Annotated in this window: 8 protein-coding genes, 1 pseudogene and 1 riboswitch; of the genes and pseudogenes, 2 read left to right on the forward strand and 7 right to left on the reverse strand. The window is 58.9% G+C overall.

Features of this window, described 5'->3' with window-relative positions; all coding sequences use genetic code 11:
• Positions 1–11 precede the first annotated feature (11 nt).
• The 6 genes and pseudogenes from HBN79_RS03090 to HBN79_RS03115 all read right to left on the reverse strand — a co-directional run bounded on the left by HBN79_RS03090 (position 12) and on the right by HBN79_RS03115 (position 6,896).
• On the reverse strand, positions 12–1,487 hold the full coding sequence (locus tag HBN79_RS03090; RefSeq protein WP_095000300.1) for a mannitol dehydrogenase family protein: 1,476 nt from the start codon (positions 1,485–1,487) through the stop codon (positions 12–14).
• A 17-nt stretch (positions 1,488–1,504) separates the two neighbouring features.
• Positions 1,505–2,608 carry a sn-glycerol-3-phosphate ABC transporter ATP-binding protein UgpC gene (gene ugpC / locus HBN79_RS03095; RefSeq protein ID WP_095023880.1) on the reverse strand — a complete coding sequence of 368 codons (1,104 nt, stop codon included), beginning with the start codon at positions 2,606–2,608 and terminating at the stop codon, positions 1,505–1,507.
• Between the two features lie 22 nt (positions 2,609–2,630).
• Positions 2,631–3,464 carry a carbohydrate ABC transporter permease gene (locus HBN79_RS03100; RefSeq protein ID WP_169916255.1) on the reverse strand — a complete coding sequence of 278 codons (834 nt, stop codon included), beginning with the start codon at positions 3,462–3,464 and terminating at the stop codon, positions 2,631–2,633.
• 7 nt (positions 3,465–3,471) lie between these two features.
• Positions 3,472–4,398, reverse strand: coding sequence for a sugar ABC transporter permease (locus HBN79_RS03105; protein WP_095000297.1), 927 nt, complete (start codon positions 4,396–4,398; stop codon positions 3,472–3,474).
• A gap of 111 nt (positions 4,399–4,509) precedes the next feature.
• Positions 4,510–5,820 (reverse strand): annotated as a pseudogene (locus tag HBN79_RS03110) (sugar ABC transporter substrate-binding protein).
• 140 nt (positions 5,821–5,960) lie between these two features.
• Positions 5,961–6,896: an AraC family transcriptional regulator gene (locus HBN79_RS03115; RefSeq protein ID WP_169916403.1), complete on the reverse strand. Its 936-nt coding sequence runs from the start codon at positions 6,894–6,896 to the stop codon at positions 5,961–5,963.
• Between the two features lie 85 nt (positions 6,897–6,981).
• Here HBN79_RS03115 and cobF point away from each other — a divergent pair, with 85 nt between their 5' ends.
• Both cobF and HBN79_RS03125 read left to right on the forward strand, forming a co-directional pair.
• Positions 6,982–7,743, forward strand: a complete 762-nt coding sequence (gene cobF / locus HBN79_RS03120) for a precorrin-6A synthase (deacetylating) (RefSeq protein WP_169916257.1) — start codon at positions 6,982–6,984, stop codon at positions 7,741–7,743.
• A 192-nt stretch (positions 7,744–7,935) separates the two neighbouring features.
• The gene (locus tag HBN79_RS03125; protein ID WP_169916259.1) at positions 7,936–10,197 is read left to right on the forward strand and encodes a glycoside hydrolase; all 2,262 of its coding nucleotides are present in this window, start codon (positions 7,936–7,938) and stop codon (positions 10,195–10,197) included.
• Here the strand turns inward: HBN79_RS03125 and HBN79_RS03130 are convergent, their stop codons facing one another.
• A complete protein-coding gene (locus HBN79_RS03130; RefSeq protein ID WP_095024696.1) occupies positions 10,198–11,490 on the reverse strand; it encodes a glycosyltransferase in 1,293 nt (430 codons plus the stop codon).
• A 219-nt stretch (positions 11,491–11,709) separates the two neighbouring features.
• A riboswitch (cobalamin riboswitch) is annotated at positions 11,710–11,891 on the forward strand.
• Positions 11,892–11,966: the final 75 nt, after the last annotated feature.

The raw sequence follows: 11,966 nt of genomic DNA on the forward strand, positions 1-11,966 counted from the left end.
TGGGGTGGGCTTCAAAGATGAAGCAGATTTTCCAGGGTTTTGCTCACCCCGACATCACGCAAGCTGTTCAGGCACCACTCGAACGCAGCCACAAACTCGGCAGACCGGGGAATGGCGCCGCCAAAGATCTCTTCAACGCTCAATAATCGCTGCACGATCAACTCATCATCCGCCACCAGGGCCTGGCAAAACTCCGCCCGCGGGTCGGGAATCGCATAGTGCAGCCCATTTTCATCAACCCCCTTGAGATACAGCGCCCAGGCTGCAACCACCAGTGCCGCACGTTTCAACTCGCCACCATCGCTGATCAGCCGGTTGATGGCAGGCACGGTGAACTTGGGAAGCTTCGACGAGCCATCCGAGCACACGCGCTCCAACTGGTCGGCAATGGCCTGATTGGAAAAGCGTTCCACCAGGGTGTTCTTGTAGGCCGTCAGGTCAATGCCGGGCACCGGCGCCAGTTGCGGCGTTACGTCCTGATCCATGTAGGCACGCATATACGTCACGAACAGGGGATCGCCCATGGTTTCGTGAACAAACCGATAGCCCTTGAGGAACCCCAGGTACGTCAATGCCAGATGACTGCCATTGAGCAGTTTGATTTTCATCTCTTCATAAGGCGTGACGTCGTCGGTGAGCTGTACGCCCACGGTTTCCCATGCCGGGCGGCCGCAGGCAAATTTGTCTTCGAGTACCCACTGGATAAACGGCTCGCAGACCACCGGCCAGGCGTCGTCTATACCCAGTTGGTCATGCAGTTGCAAACGATGGGCGTTACTGGTCATGGGCGTGATGCGATCCACCATGGCATTTGGAAAGCTGACATTGGCAGCGATCCAATCATGTAGTTCAGCACCGCGCAGCGCGGCAAAAGCCAGCAGGGCCTTGCGCGCGACAGCGCCGTTGTGGGGCAGGTTATCGCAGGACATCAGGGTAAAGCCCCGGATACCGCTGGCCTGGCGTCGGGCAAGGGCGGCGCATAGCACACCAAACACGGTTGTCGGTGCTTCGGGGTGGGTGAGGTCGTGCTGGATCTGTGGCAGTGCAGACATAAATTCGCCGCTGCTGTCATCGATGCAATAGCCGCCCTCGGTGATGGTCAGCGAAACGATGCGAATGGCCGGGCTGGCCAGCTTGTCGATCAGTGCATTGATGCCGTCTTCGGCCAGCAGCATGCCGCTGATAGAGCCGATGATGCGGCTTTGGGTGTCGTCGCTGTCGCCCAGTTCGAACAGGGTATAGAGGTAGTCCTGACCGGCCAGAGCGTCGCGCACCTTGCGGTCTTCGCCCCGCAGACCGATGCCGCAGATGCTCCAGTCCAGATCCTGGCCCCGGTTCATCAGGGCATCGGTGTAGTACGCCTGGTGGGCGCGATGAAATCCGCCCACGCCGATGTGGGCAATGCCCTGCCGGGTATCGCTGCCAAGGTAGGTGGGTTTGGCCACCAGGTTGGTAAGGGTGTCGAGGTTTCGGCGATTGAGTTTCATGGGGCAATCTCGTGGGTTCAGGCAGCTGCGCGCAATGGACGGGTCAGGGCCAGGCCCCCGGCATCGAATAAATGGCAATGTTCACTGTCCAGGTGCAACTGCAATTGCTCGCCATAGCGGCTGGCCATATCACCGCGCACGCGCATGGTCAGCGGCTCACCGCAGGCAGTATTGACGTGGCAATAGGTGTCGCTGCCCAAGCGCTCGCCGACATCGGCAGTCACACTCAGGGTGCACTCACCGGGTTTGGCCAGGTTCAGGTGCTCCGGACGAATGCCCAGGGTGACCGGGCTGCCCAGGCTCAGCGCAGGGCTGCTCAGGGGTAACTGGATACGGGTGCCGGCGTCCAGCTCGACTTCGCAACCCTGGCTGTCAACGCGGCTGATCCGGCCTTTCAAAAAGCCCATTTTCGGTGTGCCGAGAAAGCCTGCAACAAACAGGTTGGCGGGGTGGTGATACAGCTCCAGCGGTGAGCCAACCTGTTCGATCCTGCCGCCATTGAGCACCACCACCTTGTCGGCCAGGGTCATGGCTTCGACCTGATCGTGGGTCACGTAGATCATGGTTGCTTGCAGTTCCTGATGCAGGCGTGCCAGTTCCAGACGCATTTGCACCCGCAGCGCGGCATCGAGGTTGGACAACGGCTCATCAAACAGGAAGATCTTGGGGTTGCGCACAATCGCCCGGCCAATGGCCACGCGCTGACGCTGACCACCGGACAGGTGTTTGGGCTTGCGCTCAAGTAAGGGTGCCAGTTCCAGAATGCGGGCGGCTTCGTTGACCTTTTTTGCCACTTCGGCCTTGGGCACGCCTGCCAGGTCGAGGGCAAACGACATATTTTTGCGCACGCTCATATGCGGGTACAGGGCATAGGTTTGAAACACCATGGCCAGGTCGCGCTTGGCCGGGCTGACTTCGGTGATGTCGCGACCGTCCAGCTCGATGGTGCCGTGCGTCACTTCCTCAAGCCCGGCAATCAGGCGCAGCAGCGTGGATTTGCCGCAGCCCGACGGCCCGACAAATACCACGAACTCACGGTCGTTGACCTCAAGATCAATGCCTTTGATGATCGAGAAACCTTCAAAGCCCTTGTGCAGATTGTTGATTCTCAGGTTGGCCATAGTGGGCCTCCAATCAGTATTTTTATTTGACTGCGCCGAAGGACAAACCGCGCACCAGTTGCTTCTGGCTGATCCAGCCAAAAATCAGGATCGGTGCGCAGGCCAGGGTCGAAACGGCCGACAACTTGGCCCAGAACAGGCCCTCGGGGCTGGAGTAGGACGCGATCAGTGCAGTCAGAGGCGCGGCGCTGGAAGAGGTCAGGTTCAGTGACCAGAACGCTTCGTTCCAGCACAGGATCAGCGACAGCAGCAGGGTTGAAGCCAGGCCGCCCTTGCTGATCGGCAGCAATACGCGCACCACCTCCTGCCACAGCGTGGCGCCGTCCAGCCGTGCGGCTTCGAGGATGTCTTTGGGAATATCCTTGAAGTAGGTGTAAATCATCCACACCACGATCGGCAGGTTGATCAGGGTATAGATGATGATCAGTGCCGCCCGTGTATCCAGCAGGCCAAAGCTCTTGGCCAGCAGGTAGATGGGCATCAGTACACCCACTGGCGGCAGCATCTTGGTGGAGAGCATCCACAGCAGCGTGCCCTTGGTGCGCTTGGTTTCGTAGAACGCCATCGAGTAGACCGCCGGGATAGCGATCAGCATGCACAGGGCCGTGGCAGTGAACGAGATCACCACCGAGTTCCAGGCGAAGTGAAAGTAACCGCTGCGCTGTTCGATATGCAGGTAGTTCTCCAGCGTGGGCGTGAAAATGAACTGGGGCGGCGTGGCAAAGGCGTCGAGTTCGGTTTTAAAACTGGTCAGGAGCATCCAGAAGATCGGGAAAAAGATCAGGATGGCGATAGCCCAGGCCAGGGTGCCCAGCAGCAGGCTTTGCAGGCGGCGCGATTGTTGAAGTGTCATCACTGAGCCCTCACGGCTTGTCTGTCAGGTTTTTGCCGAGCATGCGCACCAGAATGATGGCGGCAATATTGGCGATGACCACGGCGATCAAACCGCCGGCCGAGGCCATGCCCACATCGAACTGCACCAGCGCCTGGTTATAGATCAGGTACGCGAGGTTGGTGGATGCATAGCCCGGGCCGCCGTTGGTGGTGGTAAAGATTTCGGCGAACACCGACAACAGAAAGATGGTCTCGATCATCACTACGACGGCAATGGGGCGCGCCAGATGGGGCAAGGTCAGGTGCCAGAAAATCGCGATGGGGCCGGCACCGTCCAGGCGCGCGGCTTCTTTTTGTTCCTGGTCCAGAGACTGCATGGCGGTCATCAGAATCAGGATCGCAAAGGGCAGCCATTGCCACGACACAATGATGATGATCGACAGCAGCGGGTAGTGCGCCAGCCAGTCCACCGGCTGGGCGCCAAACAACTTCCACACGGCGGCCAGGACGCCGGATACCGGATGGAAAATCAGATTTTTCCAAATCAGCGCGCCCACGGTCGGCATGATGAAAAACGGCGAGATCAACAGCACCCTTACGATGCCGCGGCCCATGAATTCGCTGGCTTCGAGCAGGGCGCTGATCAGTACGCCGAGCACCACGCTGATCAGCAGCACACTGCCAACCAGCAGCAAAGTGTTGGTTGCGCCGGGCAGGAAGCCCGAATCGGTGAGGAAGTAGGTGAAGTTCTCCAGCCCCACGAACTGGTTTTCGCCGGGATAAAGCAGGTTGTAGCGGATCAGTGAAAAGTACAAGGTCATGCCCAGTGGCACGATCATCCACAGCAACAGAAGCGCCACAGAGGGCGTTACCAGAAACCAGCCGGGATTGAACAGGCGCGGACGCCGCCCCGTTGGCGGGGCGTCGAGCGCGGCAATAACAGTCGAAGTCGTCATCGTCAATACACCTGAATTGCTTTGCGTGGGAGCGAGCCTCCTCGCGAAGGAGTCGACGCGCTATTCGCGAGCAGGCTCGCTCCCACAGACCAGAGTTTGGTGTTGGCAGTGCTACTTGGGATAACCCGCCCGCTTCATTTCACGCTCGGTGCTCTGCTGGGCCGCGGCCAGAGCCTGGTCCACGGTGGTCTGGCCAATCAGCGCGGCACTGAACAGCTTGCCAACCTGGGTGCCCACCGCCTGGAACTCCGGGATGGTGACCAACTGGATACCTACATAAGGCACGGGCTTGAGGGTCGGGTCCTGAGGGTTGGCAACTTTCAAGGACTCGAGGGTGACCCTGGCAAAGGGTGCAGCTTTCAGGTACGCCTCGGTATAGGTCGAGGCCCGGGTGCCCGGGGGGACATTGGCAATGCCGTCTTTTTCCGCTACCAGTGCACCGTATTCTTTGGACGTGGCCCAGGTGCTGAATGTCCTGGCGGCGTCCTTGGCTTTGGAACTGGTGGGTATGGCCAGTGCCCAGGAGTACAGCCAGGCACTGCCTTTATCGGTCACAGCATGGGGTGCGAAGGTAAAGCCGACATGCTCGGCGACCTTGCTCTGGCTACTGTCGGTGACAAACGAGCCAGCAACACTGGCATCGACCCAGATCGCACATTTGCCGCTGTTGAACAGCGCCAGGTTTTCGTTGAAACCATTGCTGGTCGCACCCGGCGGGCCTGAGGCTTTCAGTGTGCCGACATAAAAATTCAAGGCATTTTGCCACTCGGCCCCGTTGAACTCCGGTTGCCATTGCTCATTGAACCAGCGCGCGCCGTAGGCGTTGGCGATGGTGCTGATCAGCGCCATGTTTTCACCCCAGCCCGCCTTACCGCGCAGGCAGATGCCGTATTGTTCCTGGTCAGGTTTGTTGAGGGTGCGGGCAAAGCCGGCGATCTGCTCCCAGGTCGGATGCTCGGGCATGCTCAGCCCGGCATCCTTGAACAGGTCGGTACGTTAATAGGTCATCGAGCTTTCGGCATAAAACGGCAGGGCATAGAGCGTGCCCTTGACGGACAGGCCGTCGCGAACCGCCGGGAACACATCGTCGATGGCATAGGTGGCGGGCAGGTCGGTCATGGGCTCGAGCCAGCCCTTGGCACCCCAGAGTGCGGCTTCGTACATGCCGATGGTCAGCACGTCAAATTGTCCGCCCTGGGTGGCAATGTCCGTGGTCAGGCGCTGGCGCAATACGTTTTCTTCCAGCACCACCCAGTTGAGCTTGATCTCGGGGTGCTCGCTCTCGAAGGTTTTCGCCAGCTTTTGCATGCGGATCATGTCGCTGTTGTTGACCGTGGCGATGGTCAGGGTTTGCGCGCCTGAACTGATGCCGCTCAGGGTCATGCACGTGGCGACACATAACGCTTTGACAGGGATATTCATTGAGCACTCCACTTCAGCGGCCTGGCGGCTTTTGAAGGACGGTTATTGTTTTTATAGCGGCTCGCACGGGGCAAGCGCCTGGGCCGATTACAGCCCTCAATCACCGGCGTGACAAATCACTGGAAGCACATCAATCGATACTATTTTGCACTGCGCAGGCGTTCACCCGGCGCACGCTGGTTTTGCTCGGTCAAACGCTGCACCGCCAGGCGACGATAGTGTGACGGGGTCATTCCTTTGAGTTGCTGAAAGCGACGGTTGAAGTTGGAAATATTGTTGAAACCTGACTCGAAACACACATCTGTGACGGGCTTTTGACCATCGGCCAGTAACTCGCAGGACTTGCTGATGCGCAGTCGATTGACGAACTCGATGAAGCAGCGCCCTGTGGCTTGCTTGAATACGCGGGAAAAATAGGTGGGCTTCATGCCCATGTAGTCGGCGACTTCTTCTAGCGGCAGCTCGCGGGTGTAGTGGCTGAAGATATAGTCGACAGCCCGGTTGGTGCGGTCGATGGTTTGCTCGTCGGCCAGATTTCCGGCGGTGACCCCAGACAGCAGCTGGTAGTCATCACAGCCGGCCAGCAGTTCCAGCAGGATCAGGAAATGGCCAAGCCGGGTGATGCCGCTGGAGCCGGCAATTGCCTGCATCAGGTCCATAGCCTTGCGGATCGTGGCTTTACAGCGGAACTCGATCCCGTGGCGCGCCCGTTCAAGCATTGGCGTGAGGGACTTGAGTTCGGTGAGTACCGAGGCGGCGTTCTCAAGCAGTTCATCGGTGAAGTTGACCAGCATGTCGCGGGTGGGCACCACCTCGTCACCGGCCACCTGGCTGATCCAGTTATGAGGCAGGTTGGGCCCGGTGAGGAATAATGTTTCAGGGTGGAAATTACCGATATAGTCGCCCACAAACACCTTGCCGCTGCTGGCAACGATCAGATGCAACTCGTATTCCTTATGGAAGTGCCAGCGCACCAGCGGACAGGGGAAGCCATGCTGGCGATAGATGATCGACAGGCCATTGTGGTCGTCCATCAGTTCGTAGGACGGGTCTGTGGCGCGGGCGGGGCGGGTCATGGGCTGGGCCGTCGTCAGTCTTGTTATGGCGTGGATCATGCCGGTTCCTGCGGTTAAGTCCAGTCAGATTTGAGGGTATTACAGGATGAAAACACTGTTGTTGATCGGTATCGGCGCCGGAGACCCGGAGCACATCACCGTCCAGGGGATCAACGCGCTGAATCGCGCCAATGTGCTGTTTGTGCTCGACAAGGGCCAGGCCACCGAAGACCTGGTGCGCATGCGCCTGCAGATCTGCCAGCGCTATATCCCTGAGCCGGGCTACCGTGTGGTGCAGGTCAACGACCCGCAGCGTGACAGCTCAACGGCGTGCTACACCGATGGCGTCGAGGATTGGCACCAACAGCGGGCCGAAGTGTTTACCCACTTGATCGAAGACCAACTGGCCGATGGCGAATGCGGGGCTTTTCTGTTGTGGGGCGACCCGGGGCTGTATGACAGCACCTTGCGTATTCTCGACCGTGTCCGGGCCGGGGGCTGCAGCGACTTCGAGCATGAGGTGATCCCCGGTATCAGCAGTGTACAGGCCCTGGCCGCGCGCCATCGCATTGCGCTCAACACTATCGGCCAGCCGATCCGCATCACCACCGGACGCAAGCTGGTGGCCGAGGATCTGGATAATGTCGTGGTCATGCTCGACGCACATTGTGCCTTTGAAGCCTTTGTCGAAGAAAATGTCGATATCTATTGGGGCGCCTATATCGGCACTGCGGACGAGGTTCTGATCGCGGGCAAACTGAGCGAAGTGTGCGAGCAGATCAAGCAGGCCCGCAGTACTGCCCGAGCAAGCAAGGGCTGGATAATGGACACGTATCTGCTGCGCAGGCGCACCCGCCTGAGTGAATAGGCAGTTGCGTCGAAGTCTTTTTCGTACATGTTTTGTAGAATTAGATTATGGCGTCAAGTTGATACAACTGCCTACAGTTCGGCTCCTGTATTGCGTCGTTTACATGAGTCAGCTATGAAAGCCCATCTTGCCTGTTTGCGTTGTTACCGTGGGTTGTTGTGTGTCCTGCTTTTTGCAGCATGGGGGCTTGTGATGCCGGGCCCTGCCAATGCCACTGGCAGAGCCAGTTTTGCTGTCGCTCAGGGTACCTTCGATGTGAACCGGGCAACCCTTGAGGTGTTCTTGCTACGGCCCGGCAAAGCGCCCTTGTTGCTCAGTGGCGGTGCATTCAGGCAGGACAGCGAGGTCACTGAACTGGCTTCCGACAGCTGGATGATTAGCCAGGAGGGGAATCAATACCGGGTCGACATCAAGGTTGAGGACGACAGGTTGCGCGTTTCGATACAGGCGTCCCGCCCTGCAAGCTTGCGTTGGCCGCGCCTGCAAACCGACATTCGCGCCTACGCCATTCCTTTTGGCGAGGGTAGCTATATACCGGCCAATGACCCCGGCTGGCTTAACTGGCTGGTCAAGCGCTACTCCGGCGGGCAGTTGCTGGGTGAGTTGAGCATGCCGTTCTGGACTCAATTGCACGAGGACCTGTCGGTCACCTGGATAGTAGAAACGCCCTTCGACACCCTGTTTAGTATCAAGCGAGTCAAAAACACTGCGGTGCCGCAATTGCAGCATGACTTCAACCGGCTTGCACCTGATGCGCCCTTTGTGATCAGCATCGCCCCCGGCCCTGCACAACCGTTATATGGCGCAGGGCTATATCGCAAATGGCTCAAGAGCAACGGCCAGTTCGTTTCACTGACAGATAAAATTCGTGCGGTGCCGCAAACTGCCCTGCTCGGCGGTGCACCCCATATCTACGTTTGGGACGCAGGGCCGCTGAAAACCACAGACGTCCTCAACTGGGCAAGCTTTATCACGGCTTTTGACCGGGCGCGCCGTACCCCCGGGCATCTGGCTGCCAGTTTATGGGCAAGCTTTGATCCGCAAACCCGCAGCGTATTTGACATGAGTTTGTCGAGTACGCGCTCACGGCTACGAATGGTTTCACCGTTCAATCAACTGCAACTGGTTCGTGCCATCAACCAGGGAATGCGGCAGGTTGTAGCGGTACCCGCCAAGGAACCTCTGGACGGGGGGCATGATCCGGCTGGCGAGGTGCTGTGGGGGCAGGCAGCCAGAACTCAGCTGGTCGAGGCTTTCGGGCCTTACCTGTTACCGGCCGAGCGCTGGGGAGGAGGGCTGTCTGTGGATACGGTCAACGCGCTCAAACAAGCCGGGCTCACCCGTGCCTGGCTGGGTGCCAAGGACTGGCTTGATGCATTCTGGCACCCGCAGGCTGTGGCATTGGCCAAGCAAGCCGGGTTTCTGGTGGCGGTGTACGACAACTACGCAGACGCTCATGCACCCGCCGAACCGGAAACCTGGGCCGCTGCGCAAATGGGCGCGAACCTGGCCAGTGCAGGGCAGCATGATGCGAGCGGTGCTTCGAGCAAGGGGTTTAATGGCATTGGCGTCTTTGCCAATCCCCGGGAGGCCCAGGACTATGCGCGCCAGCGCATCAAGGCTGTGGCAGGTGCTGCCGGGCTCAACAGCTATTTTCTCGATGTCGATGCTGCGGTCACTGCACAGGCGGACTACACCCCCGGCCGGGAAACCAGTGAAAGTGAAAATGCCCGGGTGATTGCCCGGCGCCTGGATTACCCGGGCGAGTCGTTGGGGCTGGTCACGGGCAGCGAGGGGGCAGTTTCTACGTTTGCAGCCAATATTGCCTACAGCCACGGCATTGCCACACAACCATTCGACTGGACCGACCCTGACATGTCCGGTAATCAACAGTCACCTTTCTTTGTAGGGCAGTACTGGCCCCCGGAGACGCCAACACTGTTTTTCAAGACTGTTCGGATCAAACGGCAACTGGCAACCTATGTCCGCTCCTGGAAGTACCGCTTGCCGCTTTACCAAATGGTGCTTCACGACAGTCTGGTCAGCACGCATCACTGGGCCTACCCATCGTTGAAATTTTCCAATGAGCAGCAGAACACGGCACTGCTGCAGCTGTTGTACATGACGCCGCCCATGTACCACCTCAATGCCGCCGTGCTGGAGCGCGACTTGCCCTTTATCGCGGCCTACAACGAGGTTTTTTCGCCCTTGCATCAACGGCTTTTTACCCAGGCACTGGTTGATTTTCAGGTGCTCAGTGCAGACCGGAGCCTGCAGCGCACGGTGTTTGATGATGGAACCCGAATTACGGTCAATTTCAATCCAGACAATGCGCAAAGTGCCGACGCCATGCAATTTGCGCCAATGTCGGCAAGCGTCCAGATACCGGGCGAAAAAGACCGCATCATCATGATTGCCGAGATGTTCAAGGCGACGCGACTGGCACAGCCCTAGTCAAACCGTTCGATTCTTTGCCTCGATCCACTGCGACATGTACTGGGTACTTTTATGCTGATGATGGCGCAGCATGGCACCGGTGAAGTTGTTGCGCCGATGCTGTTGCAGGCCGGCGCGGCAGGCTTCGATGCACTCGACCAGTGCCGGGCCGTGGGTACTTTGCAAATAGCGCTGCGCCAGTAGTGCCGTTCCGTGCTGCTGGGCCTGATGCCAGGCGTCAGGGCTCTGATACAGCTGCACCGCAGCGGCAGCAATCGCACTGGCACTCTGTTCGATGGCACCTGCCCACGGCAGGTCGCCATGCATGCCTTCGGCGCCTACGGGAGTTGTGACGTTGGGCGTGCCGCAGAGCATGGCATCGGCGATTTTGCCCTTGATTCCTGCACCAAAGCGCAGGGGGGCCATGCAGATCCGCGCATTGCTCATCACCTCAAGCGCATCTTCGGCCCAGTTGAGCACGTGAAAACCCTGTGCCGGGTTGTGCAGCGCAGTGGCCTTGGGCGGGGTGTAAGCACCATAGACATGCAATTGCGCCGTGGGCAGTTGCTGACGGATCAATGGCCAGATCGCGGTTTTCATCCAGAGCACGGCATCCCAGTTGGGGGCATGACGGAAATTGCCGATGCTCAGGAAATGCTGGCGCTGGTCAAAGGGTACGAACTGCCCAGGTACGCTGTCGACCATCAACGGGCACCAGTGCAGCAGGGCTCGGGGCACCTTGAAGTGCTCTACGAGCAGATCGATTTCGTATTCGGAAATCATCAGGTTCAAGTCGCATCGATAAATCGCCGCGATCTCCCGTTGCGCCAGATCGGTAACGGCCATCTGCTCGAAGGTCTCCCGTTGTGCCGGGGCGAACAGGCTGCTGAAATCATCAGTGTCGGCGTCAAGTTTGAGGCGCGCCTTGAGCTGTTGCTGGCGGGCGTCGCGCAGGCTTTGCAGGTCGGAGGTTTCCAGTACGCGCAGGGCCTGCGGGCAATGCTTCTCCACGCGCCAGCCGAACTGCTCTTCCATCATGAAGCGGTCGAACAGCACGATATCCGGGGCCAGCTCGGTGATGAAGGTATCGAAGCTGCTGTTATTGAGCGCGATACTGACTTCATCAATGCCCAATGTCGCCAGATCAGCCTTGTGTTCGCCAATGCCTGCCGGGCTGCTGAAGGTGATGTGCCAGCCTTGCTGCAAGAAACTTTCGATGATCTGCATCATGTGTCCGCCCGCCGCCGAAGAGCGGGGCTCGGGCCACACGTAGCCAATAATCAGGACGCGGGTTGGGCGAGTGGACGGCATGGGCAGATCCTTGAAGCGCTGTGGCTGATAAAAGGCGGCAATTAGAACACAAGTTGCCTACAACACCTGTGGTCGCTGCCTCTTACCTTGTGAGCGGCTACAGGAATACTGCACCTGTGGGAGCGAGCCTGCTCGCGAAGGTCGTTCGCGAGCAGGCTCGCTCCCACAATAGGTCAGGGTATCTAAACGTATCTGTGTTGACCTGTTACAAAGCACTGCGTAGCCTTGCGCGTTCGAGGTTCTTCGCAGCGCGAAGCTAAGAAGGGAACGCGGTATGCCGCGGCTGCCCCCGCAACTGTAAACGGTCGTTGATCTTGCAATGCCACTGCCTCACAGGCGGGAAGGCGCAAGGTAGGTATCAGCCGTAAGCCAGGAGACCTGCCTCGTAACAGATTCTTACTTCAACCGGGCGGGGTGATCCGGTGGCGAAGACTGACCGCGCACTGCTTGCGGCCGTCGTCCCGTATGCCCGCCGT

The organism is Pseudomonas sp. WS 5051 (assembly GCF_012985715.1).
Taxonomy (GTDB): Bacteria; Pseudomonadota; Gammaproteobacteria; order Pseudomonadales; family Pseudomonadaceae; genus Aquipseudomonas; species Aquipseudomonas bubulae.